The sequence below is a fragment of the Reyranella sp. genome (assembly GCF_017305915.1).
Taxonomy (GTDB): Bacteria; Pseudomonadota; Alphaproteobacteria; order Reyranellales; family Reyranellaceae; genus Reyranella.
Genome location: NZ_JAFKJN010000010.1, coordinates 156,950 through 178,031, shown reverse-complemented (window position 1 = coordinate 178,031; position 21,082 = coordinate 156,950). Strand labels below are relative to the sequence as shown.

Genomic DNA, 21,082 nt, shown 5'->3' with positions numbered 1-21,082 from the left:
ACATGCCCGACGGCGGCAACGGCAAGAGCAACGGGTCGGCGCCCGGCACCTACACCATCGGTGGCCGCGCCTACACCATCATCGATCACGAGTACGACGTGGTGGTGGTCGGCGCCGGCGGGTCGGGCCTGCGTGCGACCTTCGGCATGGCGCACAAGGGCTACAAGACCGCCTGCATCACCAAGGTGTTCCCGACCCGCAGCCACACCGTGGCGGCGCAGGGCGGCATCTCGGCGGCGCTCGGCAACATGGGCCCCGACGACTGGCGCTGGCACATGTACGACACGGTCAAGGGTTCCGACTGGCTGGGCGACCAGGACTCGATCGAATACATGTGCCGCGACGGCATCCCGGCGATCATCGAGCTCGAGCATTTCGGCGTGCCGTTCAGCCGCACGCCCGAGGGCAAGATCTACCAGCGCCCGTTCGGCGGCATGACCACCGAGTACGGCAAGGGCATCGCCCAGCGCACCTGCGCCGCCGCCGACCGCACCGGCCATGCCATCCTGCATACGCTCTACCAGCAGTCGCTCCGGAACCACGCCGAGTTCTTCATCGAGTACTTTGCGCTCGACCTGATCATGGACGAGGGCGTGTGCCGCGGCGTGATGGCCTGGAACCTCGACGACGGCACCATCCATCGCTTCCGCGCCCATCGCACGGTGCTGGCGACCGGCGGCTACGGCCGCGTCTACCAGACCGCGACCTCCGCCCACACGTGCACCGGCGACGGCGGCGCCATGGCGCTGCGTGCCGGGCTGCCATTGCAGGACCTCGAATTCATCCAGTTCCATCCGACCGGCATCTACGGCGCGGGCTGCCTGATCACCGAGGGCGTGCGCGGCGAGGGCGGCTACGTCACCAACGCCAGCGGCGAGCGCTTCATGGAGCGCTATGCGCCGTCGGCCAAGGACCTCGCCTCGCGCGACGTCGTCAGCCGCTCGATGACCATCGAGATCCGAGAAGGCCGTGGCTGCGGCCCGAACAAGGACTACATCGAGCTGCACGTCGAGCATCTCGACCCGAAGGTCATCCACGAGCGCCTGCCGGGCATCGCCGAGACCGCGCGCATCTTCGCCGGCGTCGACGTCACGCGCCAGCCGATCCCGATCCTGCCGACCTGCCACTACAACATGGGCGGCATCCCGGCGAACTATCACTGCGAGGTCATGACGGTGAAGGACGGCGATCCGTATCACGCCGTGCCGGGCCTGATGGCGCTGGGCGAGGCCGCCTCGATCGGCGTGCACGGCGCCAATCGCCTGGGCTCCAACTCGCTGCTCGAGCTGGTGGTGTTCGGCCGCTCCGCCGCCAACCGGGTCGAGCAGCAGATGAAGCCCGGCGAGACGCATAAGGACATGCGCAACGCCGGCGAGGAGGCGATCGCCCGCCTCGACAAGGCGCGCAACGCCAACGGCGGCACGCCGACCGCCGAGCTGCGCGCCCTGATGCAGAAGACCATGCAGAACGATTGCGCGGTGTTCCGCACCACCAAGAGCCTGGCCGAAGGCTGCGCCAACATGGACAAGGTCTATGCCGGCAAGTCCGACATCCGGGTCAAGGACCGCTCGATGATCTGGAACTCCGACCTGATGGAGACCCTGGAGTTCGAGAACCTGATCATGCAGGCGATGGGCACGATCTACTCGGCCGCCAACCGCCACGAGAGCCGCGGCGCGCACGCGCACGAGGACTTCCCGGAGCGCGACGACAAGAACTGGCTGAAGCACACCGCGGTGTGGGTCGACGAGGCGACGGGCAAGACCCGCATCGACTACCGGCCGGTCAACCTCCAGCCGATGAGCAACGACGTGCAGTCGTTCCCGCCCAAGGCTCGCGTGTACTAAGGAACGATCGATGGCCGAGTTCACCCTCCCCGCCAACTCCAAGGTCGGCGTCGGCGAGACCTACAAGGCGCCGACCGGCGCCAAGAACATCAAGAACTTCAAGGTCTACCGCTGGACGCCGGAAGACGGGAAGAACCCGCGGATCGACACCTACGAGGTCGACCTCGACACCTGCGGCCCGATGATCCTGGACGCGCTGATCAAGATCAAGAACGAGACCGACAGCTCGCTGACCTTCCGCCGTTCCTGCCGCGAGGGCGTGTGCGGCTCGTGCGCGATGAACATCGACGGCACCAACACGCTGGCCTGCACCAAATACATCTCGGACGTTAAGGGCGACATCAAGGTCTACCCGCTGCCGCACATGCCGGTGGTCAAGGACCTGGTGCCCGACCTGACCGTGCCGTACGCGCAGCTCGCCTCGATCGAGCCGTGGCTGAAGTCGACCACCCAGCCGCCGACCCGCGAGCGCATCCAGTCGCCGGAAGAGCGCGCCAAGCTCGACGGCCTGTGGGAGTGCATCCTCTGCTTCTGCTGCTCGACCTCGTGCCCCAGCTACTGGTGGCAGGGCGAGCGCTATCTCGGCCCGGCGATCCTGCTGCAGGCCTATCGCTGGCTGGCCGACAGCCGCGACGAGGCCAAGGGCGAGCGCCTCGACAATCTCGAGGACCCGTTCCGGCTCTATCGCTGCCACACCATCATGAACTGCACCAAGACCTGCCCGAAGAGCCTGAACCCGGCGAAGGCGATCGCCGAGATCAAGAAGATGCTGGTCGAGCGGACGATTTGACCGTTGGGGCGCAGGGTCGTAAAATCTGGCCAAGTTGGCCAGATTTTCATGACCAAGGTTTTCAACCTTTCCGAAGCCAAAGACCAGCTCTCGTCGCTGGTGGAGCGTGCTGCCTCGGGCGAGGAGATCGTCATTGCCAAGCACGGCAAGCCGCGCGCCAAGCTCGTGCCCGTGCCGGCTGCGAAAAAGATGCAAGCCCGAAAGCCCTCGAATTCGCTGGGCCTGACGTACATGGCGGACGATTTCGACGCGCCTCTGCCACCCGAGTTGCTCAAGCTATTCGGATACGATCCCTGAAGTGGACCTGCTTCTCGATACGCACGCGTTCATTTGGTGGAACGCTCAGGATCCCAGGCTCGCGGCCGTAGCTGCCAATGCGATCAGCGATCCCGGCAATCGGATCGTCGTGAGCGCCGCCAGCGTCTGGGAGATCGCCATCAAGCGCAAGACCGGAAAGCTTGCGTTTCAGCACGACGTTCTCTCGGCGATTGCGACAGACGGATTCGAAACCATCGACATCACGCCCCAGCATGCCGACGCGGCAGGCTTGTTGCCGCTGCATCATGCCGATCCGTTCGACCGGCTTCTCGTCGCTCAAGCGCGCATCGACCATTTCGTCCTCGTCACTCAGGATCGTCAGCTTCTGCCGTACGGCGTGCCGTTGATCGGCGTGACGTGAGCGGCGCGGCTTTTGCTACACTCGCTCTGTCATAAGACAGGGGGCTTCATGAAACTCAAGACTTTGGCCGCTCTTGCGGCGCTTTCCGTCGGGGCCGCGCTGCCGGCGTCCGCGGGCCAGACCTTCGACGCGGTCAAGGCCAAGGGCTACGTGCAGTGCGCGGTGAATACCGGGCTGGCCGGCTTCTCTTTCGCCGACAGCGCGGGCAAATGGACCGGGCTCGACGTCGATCTCTGCAGGGCGATCGCGGCGGCGATGTTCGGCGACGCCGAGAAGGCGAAGTTCACGCCGACCACGGCGCAGCAGCGCTTCACCGCGCTGCAGTCGGGCGAGGTCGACGTCATCACCCGCAACGCGACCCAGACGCTGCTGCGCGACACCTCGCTCGGCTTCAACATCGCCGGCGTCAATTTCTACGACGGCCAGGGCTTCATCGTGCCGACCAAGTCGGGGCTGAAGAGCGCCAGGGAGCTGAACGGCGCCACCATCTGCGTGCAGCCCGGCACCACCACCGAGCTCAACCTCGCCGACTATTTCCGCAAGAACAAGATGACCTTCAAGCCGGTGCTGATCGAGAAGCTCGACGAGCTGCTGCAGGCCTACGCCGCCGGCCGCTGCGATTCCTACACCACCGACGCCTCGGGCCTCGCCGCGGTGCGCGCCGGCCAGCTCGCCGGCAAGGGCGAGCACACCATCCTGCCCGAGCGCATTTCCAAGGAGCCGCTCGGCCCGATCGTGCGCCATGGCGACGATCAGTGGTTCGATCTCGTGAAGTGGACCCTGATGGGCATGATCGAAGCCGAGGAGATGGGCATCTCCCAGGCCAATGTCGACGAGATGCTGAAGAGCGACGATCCTGCCATCAAGCGCTTCCTCGGCGCCACGCCGGGCTACGGCAAGGCGGTCGGCGTCGACGAGAAGTGGATGTACAACGTCATCAAGCAGGTCGGGAACTACGGCGACAGCTTCGAGCGCAATGTCGGCGCCAAGACCCCGCTCAAGCTCGAGCGCGGCCAGAACGCGCTGTGGACCAACGGTGGCCTGCTCTACGCGATCCCGTTCCGGTAACTCTTCCCCGATAGGGGGAGAGGAGACTAGGCCGTTCGCTCGAACCGCATCTTCTTGATGCGGCCGGTCGAGACCTCGAGGGCGGCGATCTTGCCGCCCTTGTCCTTCACGAGATGCGCGAGCTGGGTGGCGGTGATCCAGGCGGGCGGCGAAATGATCTCGACGGTGTCGGCGTCGAGGCCCTCGATCTTCCAGGCCGGGCCCGAGGCGATCAGCGGGCCGCTCACATCGGCGGCATAGCCGTCGTCGGTCTTGCGTATCGTCCAGGTCGCGCCTGAATCGGCCGAGCGATAGGTGCCGACGATGCCGGCGGGCACGGCCTTGCGCTTGCCGAGCTTCTTGAACGTCGGCGTGCGGCCGGCGCCGAGATCGACCTTCAGCCCGTTCTTGTCGCTTTTCAGCGCGAACTCGAGCGAACCCGCCTCGGCACCCCACCAGCCGTCGTCGCGTCGGGCCAGCGCGATCGGCATGCCGTTCTGCGTCACCGTCGGCTCGTCGTTGGTCCAGGCGAGCTGGAACAGGCCGGGCTCCTCCGGATTGAACCAGGTGCCGGCGAGAGGCTTGACCTCGGCCTGGGTGACCGGAGCGTGCGCGGGCTTGATCCGCTTGTCGCTCTCCAGCGCGTGGGCGGCGATGGCGTGCGCCAGCCGCCACGGATTGATGCTGGCGAGGTTGGCGATCACCACGACGGTCAGCCCGACCTTGGGCAGCCGCAGCAGCTCGGTGCGGAAGCCCGGCCACAGGCCGCCGTGGCCGATCGTGTCGAGCCCGCGCAGCTCGCCGGTGGCGACGCCACGGCGGTAGCGGTTGACGTGCCCGCCGGTGAGCGGCGCCACGGCCGCGAGCTGCGTCGGGATCGTCTTGCCCGGCACCGGCCCCAGCACCGGATCGTCGAAGTGCCGGCTCCAGGTCAGCAGGTCCTCGACCGTCGAGGTCAGCCCGCCTTCGCCGCCCTGCGGATAGGCGTGCGCGGCGCGGCGGAAGCCCTGGTTGTCGTCGCCGAGATAGCCGGTGGCGAGATTGGGAATCACGGTGCCGAAGTCGGCCGCCAGCATGGTGTCGGTCATGCCGAGCGGCTTGAAGATGCGCTCCTCCAGCACCTCGCCCAGCGTCTTCTTCGTCAGCCGCTCGATGATGTGGCCGAGCAGCAGGAAGTTGGTGTTGCTGTAGAGGAAACGGCTGCCCGGCGCGAAGTTGAGATGGCCGTTGCGCGCAGCGGCGTCGAGCAGCTCCGCGGCGCTCGCCGGCTTGTCGAGCCCGTGGCCGCCCAGCCGCAGCAGTTCGAGGAAGTCGGGCAGGCCGCTCGAGTTGCGCATCATCTGGTCGATGGTGACCGGCAGTGGCTTCAACTCCTTCAGATACTTGTGCGGCGGATCGTCGAGGCTGAGTTTGCCCTCGGCCGCCAGCATCAGCGCGGCGGTCACGGTGAACTGCTTGCTGACCGAGGCGATGCGGAAACGCGTGCGCGGTCCGATCGGCACGCCGAGCTCGATGCTGGCCAGGCCAAAGCCCTTGCAGATCTCGATCTCGCCGTCGCGCATCACGGCGACGACGGCGCCCGGCGAGCCGGGCTTGGTGTAGCGGGCGAACAGCGCGTCGACGCGGCGTTCGAGGGCGACGGTGGCAATCGATTTCGACATGAGACGCACTAGAAGCCATGCGGCTCGCGCTTGTAAAGCCGAGGCGCTACGGTTGGCGGAACACGGGAGGAACGCATGGAGCGCCGCTTCGTCAAGGTCGAGAAGGGGCTGGGGCCGCAGGGCCGCATCGCCGTCGTGCGCTTCGATCGCGGCGACAACATCAACGCGCTCTCCGGTCAGGCGATGCGCGAGCTGCGCGACGTCCCGCGCGACTTCGAGGACGATCTCGAAACCTCGGTGGTGATCCTGACCGGCTCGGCCAAGGCCTTCTCCGCCGGCTTCGACCTCAAGGATCCCGAAGGTCGCCAGCGCGACACGCTTGCGGTCGGCGAACGCATCCAGCGCCAGCGCCTCGGCCCCCGGATGTGCAAGGCCTGGCAGGACATGGACCAGGTGACGATCGCGGCGATCGAAGGCCATTGCATCGGCGGCGGCGCGGCGCTGGTGGTGTCGCTCGACTTCCGCTTCTGCGGACGAAGCGCGCACTTCCGCATCCCCGAGGTCGAGCTCGGCATGAACATGAGCTGGGGCTCGATCCCGCGCATGCTGGCGCTGATGGGCCCGGCGCGCACCAAGCAGGCGGTGATCCTGGCATCCGACCGCATCGGCTCGGCCGAGGCGCTCGACTGGCGCCTGGTCGAGCGGGTGGTCGAGGACGGCCAGGCCCTGCCGACGGCGATGGAATTCGCCGAGCGCATCGCCAAACAGCCGCCGATTCCGGTGCGCATGACCAAGGCGTCGGTCAATCGCCTCGCCCATGCGCTCGACGATCTCGCCGCGCACATGGACTCCGACCAGAACGTGCTGACCGGGCTGACCGAGGACTACAAGGAGGGAACGTCCGCCTTCCGCGAGAAGCGCAGGCCTACGTTCAAGGGGCGCTAACTTCTGTCGTCCTGAGCGAAGCGAAGGACCTCATTGCGCCTGCAAAGCGAAGACAAGCGTCCTCCGTGGGGAAGCGTCATGAGGTCCTTCGCTGCGCTCGGGACGACAACAACTACGGCAGCTTTCGCGACTTCAGCGAATCGACGACCTTCCGGCGCTCGTCGTCGGGCATCATCGGCCAGCGCGCGATCTCGTCGATCGTGCGCTTGCAGCCGACGCACAGGTTGCTCTTGGTGTCCATGATGCAGATCGACTTGCACGGCGACATCACGCGACGCGCCGCATAGGTCGGAGGCGCCGGGTCGGCCATGCGCTAGCTGGTCTTCTTGCTGAGTTCCGCGAGCTGGCCTTGCAGCTCGTTGAGCTTGCGCTGCAGATCTTCGACCGCGGCGTCCTTGTCGGCGGCCGGCTCCGGCCTGGCCTGATCGGGCGCGGCGCCGTTGGCCTGGGTGGGGGCCTGGCCGGGCGCGTTCTGGCCCGGATTCTGGCCCGGATTCTGGCCGGTACCGAACGGATTGAACATCCGCATGGCCTTCTCGAACATCGCCATGTTCTGCTTGCCCATCGATTCGAACTGCTGGAACGGATTGAATCCGAACGCATTCTGCATGTAGCTGCGCATCTGCTCCTGGTTGCGCGCGAACTGAGTCATCGACATCTCGAGATACTGCGGCACCACGCCCTGCAGGCTGTCGCCGTAGAACGAGATCAGCTGGCGCAGGAAGGAGATCGGCAGCAGCGTCTGGCCGCCCTTGCTCTCCTCCTCGACGATGATCTGGGTCAGCACCGAGCGCGTGATGTCCTCGCCGGTCTTGGCGTCGTAGACCACGAAGTCGGTCTTTTCCTTCACCATCTGCGACAGGTGGTCGAGCGTGACGTAGGCTGACGTGGCCGTGTTGTAGAGCCGCCGGTTCGCATACTTCTTGATGACGACCGGCGCGGGCTTCGGCCCGGCATCCGGTGTTGGCTGATCGGCCATTACGCTGCGCTCCTCACCCCCGCCCAACACCTGAACCTTAACCCCGATACCGCAGTGCGACAAGCTGCGCCGCGCTTGCGAAAGGCGCTTCCGGGGGGCGTACGCTATAGTGCCGTCATGGCCTCGGAAGAAAGCGACAGCCCCGGCGCGAACGATTTCGAGCGGCTGGCCCGCCGCTATCTCGACCTGTGGCAGAGCCAGCTCTCGGGCCTCGCCACGGATCAGGCACTGACCGAGCAGATTGCCCGCCTGTTCGCCGCCGCGAATGCCCAGATGGCCGCCGTGCTGCAGGCCCACCAAGGAGCTTCTCATGCCGCAACAGCGTCTGGGACCGCGCCCGCTGCCGCTGCATCTCAGCACGGCGCTGATGACCTGGGCGAGCTCCGAAAGCGCCTGGCAGCTCTGGAAGCGCGAGTCGCCGAGCTCGAAGCCCGCCGCGACCGCCCCTGAAGCGGTCGCCCGGTTGCAGCAGGAAGTCGCCGCCCTCGAGGCGCGCGCCGGCGCCGGCCAGTTCGAGCAGGCGCTGCACCGCGAGATCGGCCGGCGCATGGATCGCCTGGCCGAGGGCGTGCTGGCCTATCGCCGCCATCCCGTGCGGCGCCGTCTCGAGACGCCCCCCGCCGCCTGGCAGGAAGGCAACACGCGCCTGCTCGATTACGGCCGCACCCACGCCTCGGCTCGCAAGCGCGAGGCGCGCGCGGTGCTGGTGATCCCCTCGCTGATCAACCACTGGGAGGTGCTCGACCTCACGGCGGAGAAGAGCCTCCTGCGCGCCATGGCCGCCGAGGGCCTGCGGCCGTACCTGGTCGATTGGGGTACGCCGGATGCCGAGGAGCGCAAATTCGACCTCACGGCCTACGTGGCGCGCCTGGAACGGGCCGCTTCCTTCGTCGCCAAGCGGGCACGCCGGGCGCCGATGGTGATGGGCTACTGCATGGGCGGCACGCTCGCGGTGGCGCTGGCCGCGCGCCGGCCGCGCCGGGTGGCGAAGCTCGCGCTGCTGGCCGCGCCGTGGGATTTCCACGCTGACAAGACCGGCCATGCCTTCCTGCTGTCGATGGGCCCGATGCTGGCCGAGATGGCCGACAAGATCGGCGAGCTTCCGGTCGACATGCTGCAGATCCTGTTCTGGTCGCTCGACCCGTGGCTGGCGGTGAAGAAGTTCGGCCGCTTCCTCGGCATGGACCCGGCGAGCGAGCCGGCACGCGACTTCGTCCTGCTCGAGGACTGGCTGAACGAAGGCGCGCCGCTGGCCGGCCCGACCGCGCGCGACTGCCTGATCGGCTGGTACGGCGACAACCTGCCCGGGACCGGCCGATGGGTGGTCGGCGGCAAGCGCATCGTGCCGTCGAAGATCGCCAAGCCGGCGCTGGTGATGATCCCGTCGGGCGACCGCATCGTGCCGCCGCTGTCGGCCTCGGCGCTGGCCGAGCCGCGGCGCGGGCTCAAGAACGCGACGCGTCTCGACCTGCCGCTCGGCCATATCGGCATGATGGTGAGCAGTCGCGCCCGCGAAACAGCCTGGACGCCGCTGATCGACTGGCTGAAGGCGCCGTGATGGACGACGCCCCGATGGACGACGGCCCGATGGACAGGCGGCGCATCGACTGGCGCCTGCCCGCGACCTGGGCGGTGCTGTTCGCCGTCTCGATCGCGACTCGCACCCATGTCGGCGTCAGCGACGAGGCGCGCCGCGGCCACGTCGTCACCTGGGGCCGCGTGCTGGTCGACGAGATCACCAGCCATCTCATGGTCATGGCGCTGTTGTTCGCGCTGTACTGGCTGCATCGCCGCTGGCCGCTCGCCGACCGCCGCAACCTCGCGATCCATGTCGCGGCGGTGGTGCCGTTCAGCCTGCTGCATACTGGCGGCATGGCGGCGCTCCGGCTGCTTTGGTTCAATGCCATCGTCGGCGTGTCCTACAGCTTCCCGCTCACGCTGGATCGCCTGCAGTACGAATTCGCCAAGGATCTCGTGACCTATCTCATGCTGACCACCGGCGTGGTCGCGCTGAACTATCTGCTGCGCAAGACGCCGGCGACCGTAGCTGTGCCCGAGCCTGCGCCTGTGGCGACGCCCGAGCGCTTCGCCGTGCGCAAGCGCGGCGGCAGCGAGATCCTGGTCGAGGTCGCCGACATCGACTGGATCGAGGCCTCGGGCAACTACGCCATCCTGCATGTCGGCGGCGACACCTTCGAGATCCGCTCGTCGCTCAGCCGCCTGGAGAGCGAGCTCGATCCCAAGCGGTTCGTGCGGGTCCACAAGTCACACCTTGTGAACATCGCGCGCGTCGCGGAAGTGACACCGTGGGTGAGCGGCGATTGGCGCATTCGCCTTCACGACGGCGCAGAGGTAAACCTGAGTCGGCGCTATCGACAGCGCTTCGAGGCCTTGGTCACCGTTCGGAGTTGAGGGGTGTAAGGAAATGACGCCGGGCCTCGCGGGGGGCGGGGTGATGGATCGTCGTGCCGATCTGGATTGGCTGCGCGTCGCCGCGTTTGGCCTGCTGATCCTCTACCACGCCGCCTTCGCGTGGAGCGGCTGGGGCTGGCATCTCAACAGCACCGACACGCTGCCCTGGCTCGCCGAGATCATGCGGTTCACCAACCGCTGGCGCATCCCGATGATCTACATGATCGCCGGCGGCGCAATCGGGCTGTCGCTCGCCAGCCACGGCGCGGTCGGGTTCATGATCGACCGCCTGCGCCGCCTGGCGCTGCCGCTGGTCTTCGGCGTCCTCGTGATCGTGCCGCCGCAGATCTACCTGGAGCGCCGGTACAACGGCCAGTTCGCCGGCTCCTTCCTGCAATGGCTGCCGCATGCCTATGACCGCGGCAACCTCGCCTGGGTCCATCTGTGGTTCATCGGCTACATCCTGGTGCTGAGCTTCGTGCTGCTGCCGCTCTTCCTGGCAATGCGCACGCCGGCGGGCCGCGCGGCCCAGGACTGGCTCGCGCGGACGATGGCGAGGACGCAGATGCACTGGCTGATGGCCGCGCCGCTGGCGGTCGCGATGCTGGTATTGGGCCCGATCTCGCGCAATGCCCAGTACCTGATCGGCGACTGGTATGGCCTCTCGCTGGCCGCGCTGCTGATGCTCTACGGCGACTTCGTGTTCAACACGCCGCCGATACTGGCGCTGCTGCGGCGCCAGTGCTGGCTGGCGGTGGCGGTGGGCTGCGCGACCTTCACGGCGCTCGACGTCGTGATCTTCCACAGGATGCCCAATGAGCACGTGCGCCTGTTCGGCCTGCCGGTCTATGCACCCTTGCTGGCGCTCAACATGATCGTCTGGCTGTTCGCCTTCATCGGGCTGGGCAGTCGCTACCTGACGCGGCGGCCGCCGTTTCTCGTGCAGGCGACCGAGGCGCTCTATCCCTTCTACATGCTTCATCAGACCGTCACGGTCGCCGCGGTCTACGGGCTGCTGGTCTTCCACGTGCCGGCGTTGCCCGGCTATCTGCTGACCGTGCTGGCGACGTTCGGCGTTACCTGGATGATCTACGCATGGGGCGTGCGGCCCTGGCCGTGGGTGCGGCCGCTGTTCGGCATGAAGCCCTTGGTGCCGCGCGCCGCAGCCTTGCCCGGCTCGCCGGCGGCCCTATAAAATCGCCCACAGGGCGGCTGCCTAGAGGAGAATCTCATGACTACCGAAATCGTCATCGCCAGTGCGGCGCGCACCGCCATCGGCTCCTTCAACGGCGCCTTGGGCAGCGTCCCCGCCCATGACCTCGGCAAGGTCGCGATCCAGGGCGCGCTCGACCGGGCCAAGGTCAAGCCCGAGGAAGTCGACGAAGTCATCATGGGCCAGATCCTGACCGCGGCGCAGGGCCAGAACCCGGCGCGCCAGGCGGCGGTCAATGCCGGCATCCCGGTCGACAAGACCGCGCTCGGCATCAACCAGCTCTGCGGCTCGGGCCTGCGCGCCGTCGCCTTCGGCTGGCAGGCGATCCGCAACGGCGACGCCAACATCATGGTGGTCGGCGGCCAGGAGAGCATGAGCCAGGCGCCGCACGCCGCGCACATGCGCGACGGCACCAAGATGGGCGAGTTCAAGATGCTCGACACCATGCTCAAGGACGGGCTGTGGGACGCCTTCCACGGCTACCACATGGGCAACACCGCCGAGAATGTGGCGCAGAAGTACCAGATCACCCGCGCCGAGCAGGACGCCTTCGCCGCCTCGTCGCAGAACAAGGCCGAGGCGGCGCAGAAGAGCGGCCGCTTCAAGGATGAGATCGTCCCGGTCACCATCAAGACTCGCAAGGGCGACGTCGTGGTCGACACCGACGAGTTCCCGCGCCACGGCACCACGGTCGAGACGCTGGCCAAGCTCCGGCCCGCCTTCACCAAGGAAGGCGGCTCGGTCACCGCCGGCAACGCCTCGGGCATCAATGACGGCGCCGCGGCGATGGTGCTGATGACCGCCGACGAAGCCAAGAAGCGCGGCATCAAGCCGCTCGCCAGGATCGTGTCGTGGGCGACCACCGGCGTCGATCCGGCGATCATGGGCATCGGTCCGGTCACCGCCTCGCAGGCGGCGCTCAAGAAGGCCGGCTGGACGGTCAAGGACCTCGATCTGGTCGAGGCCAACGAGGCGTTCGCGGCGCAGGCGGTCGCGGTCGGCAAGCAGCTCGGCCTCGATCCCGATAAGCTCAACGTCAATGGCGGCGCGATCGCGCTCGGCCATCCGATCGGCGCCTCGGGCGCGCGCGTGCTCACCACCTTGCTGTTCGAGATGCAGAAGCGCGACGCCAAGAAGGGCCTGGCGACGCTGTGCATCGGCGGTGGCATGGGCATCGCCATGTGCGTCCAGCGGGATTAGGCGCATTCCGATGCGCCGGTGGGCGGCAGCGCATTCACATGTGCGAGTCGGCGCTTTTCGCGCTTTGCGCGAAAACGCCCACCCACGCCGTGCAGAAAAAGACAAGAACGGCTAAAGACCTAAATCGCTAAGCCCCGGATGTTCCTCTGGCCGCGCGCCCAGCGGCCAGCGGAACTTGCGGTCGGCCGCGGCGATCGGCAGGTCGTTGATCGAGGCGATGCGGCGGCGCATCAGGCCGTTGTCGGCGAATTCCCAGTTCTCGTTGCCGTAGGCGCGGAACCAGTTGCCCGAATCGTCGTGCCATTCGTAGGCGAAGCGCACGGCGATGCGGTTGCCGGCGAAGGCCCACAGCTCCTTGATCAGCCGGTAGTCGAGCTCCTTCGCCCATTTGCGGGTCAGGAACGCCTGGATCGCCTCGCGGCCGTGGAAGAACTCGGCGCGATTGCGCCACACGCTGTAGGATGTGTAGGCGAGTGCCACCTTCGCCGGATCGCGGCTGTTCCAGGCATCCTCGGCGGCGCGCGCCTTCTGCGCGGCGGTCTCCGCGGTGAAGGGCGGCAGCGGCGGACGCGGGGTGTCGGTCACGGGGCGATCGTAGCAATGCGCGGCCGGGCGCGGATAGAACGTCCGGATCGGACTTCCTAGGTTCCCGGCCCAACGTTCAGGAACCCCCGATGACCGAACACCAAAAGCTGCCCCCGACCTTCAATCGCCTCGCCTGGTCCAATCTGGCCGCGCAGTCGGCCGAGCAGATCGCGCTCGCCGCCGCGCCGATCGTCGCCGTGCTGCTGCTGGGCGCCGGCGAGGCCGAGACCGGCCTGCTGCAGACCGCATTGACCCTGCCGTTCGTGCTGTTCGCGATTCCCGCCGGCCTGCTGGCCGACCGTTTGTCGCGCCGCGTATTGATGGCCGGCGCCGAGGCGCTGCGCGCGATGGCGTTGCTGGTGACCCTCGTGCTGATCGTCGCTGGCTGGATCACCCTGCCGCTGCTCGGCTTCCTGGGCTTCGTCGCGGTCTGCGGCACCGTCGTCTACAGCGTCGCGGCGCCGGCCCTGGTGCCGTCGCTGGTCGCGCCCGCGGCGCTGCCCGCCGCCAACGCGCGCATCGAGCTCGCGCGCACCGCGGCTTTCGTCGCGGGGCCCGCGCTGGGCGGCCTGCTGGTCGGCTGGAGCGGTGCCGGTCCGGCCTTCGGCATCGCCGCGGCACTGTCGGTGGTCGCGGTCGTGCTGCTGGCGCGGCTCAAGGAGCCGGCGCGCGACACCAGCCGTCGCCGTCATCCGCTGCAGGAGATCCGCGAAGGCCTGGCCTTCGTCTTCCGCCACGACCTGCTGCGGCCGGTCTTCTTCACCCAGTTCATCTTCAACACCGCGTGGTTCGTGATCCTCGCCGTGTTCGTGCCCTATGCCGTGCACCATCTCGGCCTGTCGGCCAGCGGCGTCGGCACGACGCTCGCGATGTACGGCGTCGGCATGCTGGTCGGCGCGCTCGCCGCCACCCGCGTCATGCGCTGGCTGCCGTTCGGCACGGTGATCGGGCTGGGACCGGTGACGGGATTCGTCGCCTCGGCGGTGATCGCGCTCACCTCGGTGTTCCCGATGCCGATCCTCGCCGGCCTCGGCTTCTTCCTGCTGGGGGCGGGCCCGATCCTGTGGGTGATCAGCACGACCACGCTGCGCCAGTCGGTGACGCCGCCGCGGCTGCTCGGCCGGGTCAGCGCCATCAACATCCTCGCCTATGCCGCGCGCCCGCTCGGCGCCGGTCTGGGCGCGCTGATCGGCGGGGTGTGGGGCGCCGAGGCCTGCCTGTACGCCGCCGTCGTGGGCTTCGGCCTGCAGATGTTCGTCATCCTGCTGTCACGAGCTGTCAGCCTGGCGCGCCAGCCGGAGATGGCCAGCGACTGAGGCCGTCCCCGCGTTCCACATCGTGTTGATCCCCAGGGGTGGGGGTAACTAAGCTGGTCTCCCAAGCAGTCAGGGAGGCTCACATGGCAGGACGAGTTGCATTGGTGACCGGCGGCACGCGCGGGATCGGCGCCGCCATATCCAAGATGCTGAAGCTGCGCGGTTACCAGGTGGCCGCCAACTACGCCGGCAACGACGTGGCCGCCGCGGCCTTCAAAGAGGAGACCGGCATCCCGGTCTACAGGTTCGACGTCTCCGACTTCGACGCGGTCAAGGCGGCGATCGCCAAGATCGAGGGTGAGCTCGGACCGATCGACATCGTCGTGAACAACGCCGGCATCACCCGGGATTCGACCATGCGCCGGCTCGACCGCGCGATGTGGCAGGCGGTGATCGATACCAACCTCGGCTCCTGCTTCAACGTCAGCAAGGCGGTGTGGGACGGCATGAACACCCGCGGCTTCGGCCGCATCGTCAATATCGGCTCGATCAACGGCCAGGGCGGCCAGTACGGCCAGGTCAACTACGCCGCCGCCAAGTCGGGCATCCACGGCTTCACCAAGGCGCTGGCGCAGGAAGGCGCGGCCAAGGGCATCACCGTCAACGCCATCGCGCCGGGCTACACCGACACCGACATGGTGTCGGCAGTGCCGGCGCAGGTGCTGGAGAAGATCGTCGCCAAGATCCCGGTCGGCCGGCTCGGCAAGGCCGACGAGATCGCCCGCGGCGTGCTGTTCCTGATCGCCGACGATGCCGGCTTCATCACCGGCTCGACGCTGTCGATCAACGGCGGCCAGCACATGTACTGACCCCTCCGGCCCTTCGGGCCACCTCCCCACGCGGAATCCGCGTGAGGGAGGCAGGGAGGGGGTGGAGAGCACCAATGTCGAAGCTTATCGAGTACAAGGACATGGCGCCCCGCGCCAAGGCCGTCGTCGAGGGGATCGCGGCCAACCGCGGCATCGATCCCGCTGGCATCAACAATGTCTGGAAGGCGCTGGCGCGCCATCCCCCGGTGATGGAGCAGTTCGCCGCCGAGATGAAAGAGGCGTTCGCACCGGGCGCCCTCGATCCGCTCACCAAGGAATTAGTTTATCTCGCCGTCTCGATCGCCAATCAGTGCGACTATTGCATCGCCTCGCACGGCACGATGGCGCGCAGGAAGGGCATGACCGACGCGATGCACGAGGAGTTCATGAAAGTGGTGCTGGCCGCCCTGAAGGGCAACAAGATCGCCACGGCCTATCGCGTGCCGGTCGACACGGCGTTCGAGGAGGCTTGATCGTGGCGCTCGCTTCGACCGTCTGGGATGCCAACCTCTACCTCAAGTTCGCCGACGCCCGCATGCGGCCGGCGCTCGACCTGATGGGCCGGCTCGATCCGGCCAACGCCGCGCGAGCGGGCCACGCGATCTACGATCTCGGCTGCGGCGCCGGCAACATCAGCCGCATCCTCGGCGAGCGCTTCCCCGGCGCGCCGGTGGTCGGCATCGATTCCTCCGAGCAGATGCTGGCGAAGGCGCGCAGCCAGACCGCCGATCCGCGCGTGACGTTCGCCAAAGGCGACCTCGCGCAGTTCAAGCCCGATGCGCCGCCCGCGATCCTCTACAGCAATGCCGCCTACCAGTGGCTGCCCGGCCATATCGACATGTTCCCCGGCCTGATCAAGCTGCTGCCCCCGGGCGGCCAGCTCGCGATCCAGATGCCGCGCAATCATGAGGCGCCGAGCCACGCGCTGATGCACGAGGCCGCGCGATCCGGCCCGTGGGCCGACAAGCTCAAGGGCATCGGCGGCATTGCGCGGGTCGAGGAGCCGTCGCGCTATTTCGACGTGCTGAAGCCGCTCTCGTCGGACCTCGAAGTCTGGGAGACGATCTACCAGCAGGCGCTGACCGGCAAGGGTCCGGTGGCGCAGTACACCGCGAGCACCGGCCTGCGCCCGTTCCTCGAAGCGCTGCAGGAGCCGGAGCGCACACAGTTCTACGACACCTACGCGGCGCTGATCGCCAAAGCCTATCCGACACGCGCCGACGGCATCACCCTGTTCCCGTTCCGCCGCCTGTTCATCGTGGTCCGCCGCGCATGAAGCGGCTGCTCGCGCTCGCCCTGCTCTTGCCGGCGCTTGCGCACGCGGAACCGCAACAGATGGTCGCCGCGGCTCACCCGCTGGCGGTCGAAGTCGGTCTCGACGCGCTGCGCCGCGGCGGCACGGCGGTCGATGCCGCGGTGGCGGTGCAGATGATGCTGGGCGTGGTCGAGCCGCAGGCCTCGGGCGTCGGCGGCGGCGGCTTCCTGCTCTACTACGACGCCGAGACGCGCGGCATCACGGTCTACGACGGCCGCGAGACCGCGCCGGCCGGCGCCACGGCGACGATGTTCCTGCGCGACGGCCGCCCGCTGCCCTATCCCGAGGCGCAGGCCTCGGGCCTGTCGGTCGGCGTGCCCGGCGCCGTCGCGTTGCTCGAGATGACGCACAAGGAGCACGGCAAGCTGCCGTGGGCCGATCTGTTCACGACGTCGATCGCCACTGCGCGCAAGGGCTTCCCCATGCCGCCGCGGCTCGCCCTCTCGTTCGAGCGATCGCCGGCCATGCGGGCGATGTTCTCGATCGGGCCCGACAATACGGTCGCCAACCCGGCGCTGGCCGACACGATGCAGCGCATCGCGTCGGAAGGATCGCAGGTGTTGCAGGAAGGACCGATCGCCGAGGAGATGGCAGCGCATGTCCGCGGCAATGTGCGGCCGGGCACGCTCGCGGTGAGCGACCTCGCGGCGTACAAGCCGATCAAGCGGGAGGCGTTGTGCGGGCCGTATCGCGTCTGGATCGTCTGCGGCATGCCGCCGCCCTCGTCGGGCGGCATCGCGATGCTGCAGATGCTGGGCCTGCTCGAGCCGTTCGACCTGCGCCAGGACAGGCCCAACAACCTGCGTTCCCTGCACCTCATCGCCGAGGCCGGGCGGCTCGCCTTCGCCGATCGCGCGCGGTACGTCGCCGACCCGGCCTTCACGGCGGTCCCAACCAAGCAGCTCGTCTCGCCCGGCTACATTGCCGAACGGCGCAAGCTGATCTCCGAGGACCGCAGCATGGGCGGCCATGAGCCGGTCGATCCGGGCTATGTCGAGCACGGCACCAGCCACATGACCATCGTCGACCGCGCCGGCAACGCGGTCGCCTTCACCACCACCGTCGAGGGACCGTTCGGCGCGCACATGATGGCGGGTGGCTTCATCCTCAACAACGAGCTGACCGATTTCTCGCCGGTGCCCGAGCGCAATGGGAAGCCGGTCGCCAATCGGGTGGAGCCCGGCAAGCGGCCGCGCTCGTCGATGTCGCCGACCTTCGTGCTCGACCAGGACCGCAAGCTGGTGCTGTCGGTCGGCTCGGCCGGCGGCCAGCGCATCATCGGCGACACCTTCCAGGCGCTGATCGCCATGCTCGACTGGAACCTCGGCCCCCAGGCCGCGCTCGACCTGCCGCGGGTCGCCAACATGAACGGCCCGACCGAGCTCGAGGACAAGGGCGACCTGCCCGCCCAGGCGGACGCCTTGCGCAAGCTCGGCCATCAAGTACAAGTCCGCCGGCATGAAGGCGGTCTGACCGCCATCCGCCGGGTCACGAGGCCAGGGGGCGATGGCTGGGAAGGCGGCGCCGATCCGCGGCGCGACGGCGTCGCCAAAGGCGAGTAGGGCGCGAAGCGCGGCACTCCGTGCCTCTCTTTTTCTTTTGTGGCGAAAGAAAATGCGCCGCCGCCGTTGATGAGGTTCCTGAGCACTGCGCGATAATCGCGCATGAGCGGCACGGCATGCCGCCTCCCAGCACTCTCATTCTGGGCAATGGAACGCGATTCGAGGCCCGGAAATGGCGGCTTTTTCGCCGGGCCATTGCCCCTAATAGGTTCAGCGCGTCGGTGCGGTTATGTTGCCTGCCTCCATGCAGACGGGAGCTTTCATGTTCGATTCAGAAATCCGTGTGCCGGAGTCCGCGGTGGCATCGCGCCTGATCGATGTCGCCATTTCCTGCACCGCACGAAAACGGTGAAAATGGAGATAAATGGTCGAAAATGGTCGGAAATGGACAAGCCTTAGGTGTTGGGCGCGCGATGATGATATGTGCCATCGCCCCTCAGTCAGACAAAACAGCTGGAGAAATTTCCGTGAGACGGGACAATGAAAAGACGCCTTATCTGCGAAGGGTAGAGTAGCCGTGGCCAAGAAGCTGCCGAGCGTCCTGCTGCGCTCCGGCGAGGACCGCCGGGTGCGGGCTGGGCATCCGTGGGCATTTTCCAACGAGATCCTGATGGACGCCGAGACCAAGGCGATCCCGCCCGGCTCGCTCGCCTATTTGCGCGCCCCGAGCGGAGAGGCGCTGGGCCTCGTCACCTTCAACCCGCATTCACTGATCGCCGCGCGGCTTTTGACCACCAATCCCGAGGCGACCGTCGATGCGCTGTTCCTCGGCCGGCGCATCGCCAATGCGGCGGCGCTGCGCGACCGGCTGATCGGCGTGCCGTACTACCGGCTGATCCATGCCGAGGCCGACGGCCTGCCGGGCGTGATCGTCGACCGCTTCGGAGACGCGCTGGTGGTGCAGCTCAATTCGGCCGGCATGGATGCTCTGACGCCGGTGCTGCTGGAGGCGCTCGAGGCCGAGCTGTCGCCCAAGACCATCGTGCTCAAGAACGATTCGCCGGTGCGCGAGCTCGAGGGGCTGAAACGCGAGGTCACCGTCGCCAAGGGCAATGGCGAGCCGATCGAGCTGATCGAGAACGGCGCGAAGTTCGTCGCCGACCTGTCGGAGGGGCAGAAGACCGGCTGGTTCTACGACCAGCGCGACAATCGCCGCTTCATGGCGGGACTGGCCAGGGACGCGACCGTGCTCGACGTCTACAGCTATAGCGGCGGCTTCGGCGTTCTTGCGGCGAAGGAAGGGGCGAAGGCGGTCACCTGCATCGACCGCTCGGCGGCAGCGCTCGATGCGGCCAAGCAGGCGGCCAAGCTGAACGGCGTCGACAAGGTCGTGTCGTTCGACAAGGCCGAGGCCTTCGAGGCGCTGGAGAAGCTGGGCGGCACGCATGCGCGCAAGTTCGATGTCGTGATCTGCGACCCGCCGGCCTTCGTGAAGAGCCGCAAGGATCTCAAGACCGGCGCGCAGGGCTATCGCAAGCTGGTGCGGCTGGCGGCTCCGCTGGTGGCGCGCGGCGGCTTCTTGTTCGTGGCGTCGTGCTCGCATCTGGTCGATCCGCCGGTCTTCGCCGACCAGGTGAAGCGCGGCCTGCGCGACGCCGAGCGCACCGGCCGCATCCTGCGCAGCTCCGGCGCGGCGCTCGATCATCCGGTGCATCCCAACCTGCCGGAGACGGCCTACCTCAAGGCGCTGACGCTCCAGCTCGACTGACAACATGCAACGCGATTGACATGAAACCCGGCCCGCGCAACCTGATCACCGATGTCGACGGCCTGCTGGTCGGCAATGCCGACGATGCGCGCCTGCGCTCGGGCGTCAGCGTCGTGCTGGGCGAGCGGCCGTTCGTCGCCTCGGTCGATGTCCGCGGCGGCGCGCCCGGCACCCGCGAGACCGACCTGCTCGATCCCGCCTGCACGGTCGATCGCGTCGATGCGATCTGCTTGAGCGGCGGCTCGGCCTTCGGGCTCAGCGCCGGCGACGGCACCATGCGCTGGCTGCGCGAGCACGGCCGCGGCGTCGCGGTTGGCGGCGTGGTGGTGCCGATCGTGCCGACCGCGATCCTGTTCGACCTGCTGAACGGTGGCGACAAGGGCTGGGACTGGCCGCCCTATCGCGAGCTCGCTTACCAGGCGACCGGCGCTGCCGCGCGCGATTTCGCGCTGGGCAATGCCGGTGCGGGCATGGGTGCCAAGGCGGGCGATCTCAAGGGCGGGCTGGGCTCGGCCTCGGCGGTCGATCCGAGCACCGGCCTGCAGGTCGGCGCGCTGGTGGCGGTGAATGCGCGCGGCTACACGACCATGGCCGGCCTGCCGCAGTTCTGGGCCTGGGCGCTCGAGCAGGGCGATGAGTTCGGCGGCCTGCCCCCGCCCAACCGAAAAGTGGCGCTCGATGTTTCGCACAACCGCGCCGACGTCACGCACGATTTGGCCGACCAGGCGCGCAGCGATCCGCGCGCCAACACCACCATCGCGGTGGTGGCGACCAACGCTCGGCTCGACAAGGGGGCGGCCCAGCGGCTGGCGATGATGGCGCAGGATGGGCTCGCCCGCTCGATCCGCCCGGTGCACACGCCGCAGGACGGCGACACAGTGTTCGCCGTCGCCACCGGTATGCACGATCTCGGCAAGGATCCGTTGGCCCTGGGCGAGCTCGGCACGTTGGCTGCGGATTGCCTCGCCCGCGCGGTGGCGCGCGGCGTCTATCGCGCGGCCTCGCTGGGTGCCGCGCGCGGCTGGCGGGACGTGTTCGGCCGCTGATAAGCTGCGGCCACGACTGAGGAGGGTC

22 protein-coding genes are annotated in these 21,082 nt (G+C 67.9%); 18 read left to right on the top strand and 4 right to left on the bottom strand.

What is annotated here, in order from left to right; genetic code table 11:
• Positions 1 to 2 precede the first annotated feature (2 nt).
• Genes sdhA through J0J01_RS08615 form a run of 5 tightly spaced genes read left to right on the top strand, consistent with a single transcriptional unit; the run spans position 3 to position 4,384 of the window.
• The gene (gene sdhA, locus J0J01_RS08635) at positions 3 to 1,847 is read left to right on the top strand and encodes a succinate dehydrogenase flavoprotein subunit (protein WP_296379860.1); all 1,845 of its coding nucleotides are present in this window, start codon (positions 3 to 5) and stop codon (positions 1,845 to 1,847) included.
• Between the two features lie 10 nt (positions 1,848 to 1,857).
• The gene (locus J0J01_RS08630; protein ID WP_296379859.1) at positions 1,858 to 2,637 is read left to right on the top strand and encodes a succinate dehydrogenase iron-sulfur subunit; all 780 of its coding nucleotides are present in this window, start codon (positions 1,858 to 1,860) and stop codon (positions 2,635 to 2,637) included.
• 48 nt (positions 2,638 to 2,685) lie between these two features.
• Positions 2,686 to 2,934, top strand: a complete 249-nt coding sequence (locus J0J01_RS08625) for a type II toxin-antitoxin system prevent-host-death family antitoxin (RefSeq protein ID WP_296379858.1) — start codon at positions 2,686 to 2,688, stop codon at positions 2,932 to 2,934.
• 1 nt (position 2,935) lies between these two features.
• A complete protein-coding gene (locus J0J01_RS08620; RefSeq protein WP_296379857.1) occupies positions 2,936 to 3,316 on the top strand; it encodes a type II toxin-antitoxin system VapC family toxin in 381 nt (126 codons plus the stop codon).
• A gap of 48 nt (positions 3,317 to 3,364) precedes the next feature.
• Entirely contained in the window at positions 3,365 to 4,384 is a 1,020-nt protein-coding gene (locus J0J01_RS08615; RefSeq protein WP_296379856.1) for an amino acid ABC transporter substrate-binding protein, read from the top strand.
• A 26-nt stretch (positions 4,385 to 4,410) separates the two neighbouring features.
• Here the strand turns inward: J0J01_RS08615 and J0J01_RS08610 are convergent, their stop codons facing one another.
• Complete coding sequence (locus J0J01_RS08610) at positions 4,411 to 6,024, bottom strand: serine hydrolase domain-containing protein (RefSeq protein ID WP_296379855.1); 1,614 nt, start codon at positions 6,022 to 6,024, stop codon at positions 4,411 to 4,413.
• 75 nt (positions 6,025 to 6,099) lie between these two features.
• On the opposite strand from J0J01_RS08610, the gene J0J01_RS08605 reads away from it, so the two are divergent.
• Positions 6,100 to 6,909 carry an enoyl-CoA hydratase/isomerase family protein gene (locus J0J01_RS08605; RefSeq protein WP_296379854.1) on the top strand — a complete coding sequence of 270 codons (810 nt, stop codon included), beginning with the start codon at positions 6,100 to 6,102 and terminating at the stop codon, positions 6,907 to 6,909.
• 112 nt (positions 6,910 to 7,021) lie between these two features.
• Here the strand turns inward: J0J01_RS08605 and J0J01_RS08600 are convergent, their stop codons facing one another.
• Complete coding sequence (locus J0J01_RS08600; RefSeq protein WP_296379853.1) at positions 7,022 to 7,219, bottom strand: DUF1289 domain-containing protein; 198 nt, start codon at positions 7,217 to 7,219, stop codon at positions 7,022 to 7,024.
• A gap of 3 nt (positions 7,220 to 7,222) precedes the next feature.
• Positions 7,223 to 7,888: a polyhydroxyalkanoate synthesis repressor PhaR gene (gene phaR, locus J0J01_RS08595; protein ID WP_296379852.1), complete on the bottom strand. Its 666-nt coding sequence runs from the start codon at positions 7,886 to 7,888 to the stop codon at positions 7,223 to 7,225.
• A 117-nt stretch (positions 7,889 to 8,005) separates the two neighbouring features.
• On the opposite strand from phaR, the gene J0J01_RS08590 reads away from it, so the two are divergent.
• Genes J0J01_RS08590 through J0J01_RS08570 form a run of 5 tightly spaced genes read left to right on the top strand, consistent with a single transcriptional unit; the run spans position 8,006 to position 12,713 of the window.
• Entirely contained in the window at positions 8,006 to 8,338 is a 333-nt protein-coding gene (locus tag J0J01_RS08590; protein WP_296379851.1) for a hypothetical protein, read from the top strand.
• Positions 8,256 to 9,446 (top strand): alpha/beta fold hydrolase, encoded by a 1,191-nt coding sequence (locus J0J01_RS08585; protein ID WP_365736426.1) that lies wholly within the window; start codon positions 8,256 to 8,258, stop codon positions 9,444 to 9,446. The genes J0J01_RS08590 and J0J01_RS08585 overlap by 83 nt, the downstream gene beginning before the upstream one ends.
• Positions 9,446 to 10,300 (top strand): LytTR family DNA-binding domain-containing protein, encoded by an 855-nt coding sequence (locus tag J0J01_RS08580; protein ID WP_296379850.1) that lies wholly within the window; start codon positions 9,446 to 9,448, stop codon positions 10,298 to 10,300. Before J0J01_RS08585 ends, J0J01_RS08580 begins: the two co-directional genes overlap by 1 nt.
• Before the next feature lie 43 nt (positions 10,301 to 10,343).
• Entirely contained in the window at positions 10,344 to 11,495 is a 1,152-nt protein-coding gene (locus J0J01_RS08575; RefSeq protein WP_296379849.1) for an acyltransferase family protein, read from the top strand.
• A 36-nt stretch (positions 11,496 to 11,531) separates the two neighbouring features.
• Positions 11,532 to 12,713: an acetyl-CoA C-acetyltransferase gene (locus tag J0J01_RS08570; RefSeq protein ID WP_296379848.1), complete on the top strand. Its 1,182-nt coding sequence runs from the start codon at positions 11,532 to 11,534 to the stop codon at positions 12,711 to 12,713.
• A 111-nt stretch (positions 12,714 to 12,824) separates the two neighbouring features.
• On the opposite strand, the gene J0J01_RS08565 is transcribed toward J0J01_RS08570, so the two are convergent.
• Positions 12,825 to 13,298: a nuclear transport factor 2 family protein gene (locus tag J0J01_RS08565; protein WP_296379847.1), complete on the bottom strand. Its 474-nt coding sequence runs from the start codon at positions 13,296 to 13,298 to the stop codon at positions 12,825 to 12,827.
• Between the two features lie 89 nt (positions 13,299 to 13,387).
• Between J0J01_RS08565 and J0J01_RS08560 the strand changes: the two genes are divergently transcribed.
• The 7 genes from J0J01_RS08560 to J0J01_RS08530 all read left to right on the top strand — a co-directional run bounded on the left by J0J01_RS08560 (position 13,388) and on the right by J0J01_RS08530 (position 21,054).
• Positions 13,388 to 14,614 (top strand): MFS transporter, encoded by a 1,227-nt coding sequence (locus J0J01_RS08560; protein WP_296379846.1) that lies wholly within the window; start codon positions 13,388 to 13,390, stop codon positions 14,612 to 14,614.
• An 83-nt stretch (positions 14,615 to 14,697) separates the two neighbouring features.
• On the top strand, positions 14,698 to 15,423 hold the full coding sequence (gene phbB, locus J0J01_RS08555; RefSeq protein WP_296379845.1) for an acetoacetyl-CoA reductase: 726 nt from the start codon (positions 14,698 to 14,700) through the stop codon (positions 15,421 to 15,423).
• A gap of 74 nt (positions 15,424 to 15,497) precedes the next feature.
• Positions 15,498 to 15,896, top strand: coding sequence for a carboxymuconolactone decarboxylase family protein (locus J0J01_RS08550; RefSeq protein ID WP_296379844.1), 399 nt, complete (start codon positions 15,498 to 15,500; stop codon positions 15,894 to 15,896).
• A gap of 2 nt (positions 15,897 to 15,898) precedes the next feature.
• The gene (locus J0J01_RS08545) at positions 15,899 to 16,699 is read left to right on the top strand and encodes a methyltransferase domain-containing protein (RefSeq protein ID WP_296379843.1); all 801 of its coding nucleotides are present in this window, start codon (positions 15,899 to 15,901) and stop codon (positions 16,697 to 16,699) included.
• Complete coding sequence (gene ggt / locus J0J01_RS08540) at positions 16,696 to 18,300, top strand: gamma-glutamyltransferase (RefSeq protein WP_296379842.1); 1,605 nt, start codon at positions 16,696 to 16,698, stop codon at positions 18,298 to 18,300. Before J0J01_RS08545 ends, ggt begins: the two co-directional genes overlap by 4 nt.
• A 517-nt stretch (positions 18,301 to 18,817) precedes the next feature.
• Positions 18,818 to 20,008 carry a class I SAM-dependent rRNA methyltransferase gene (locus J0J01_RS08535; RefSeq protein ID WP_296379841.1) on the top strand — a complete coding sequence of 397 codons (1,191 nt, stop codon included), beginning with the start codon at positions 18,818 to 18,820 and terminating at the stop codon, positions 20,006 to 20,008.
• Between the two features lie 20 nt (positions 20,009 to 20,028).
• On the top strand, positions 20,029 to 21,054 hold the full coding sequence (locus J0J01_RS08530; protein ID WP_296379840.1) for a P1 family peptidase: 1,026 nt from the start codon (positions 20,029 to 20,031) through the stop codon (positions 21,052 to 21,054).
• Positions 21,055 to 21,082: the final 28 nt, after the last annotated feature.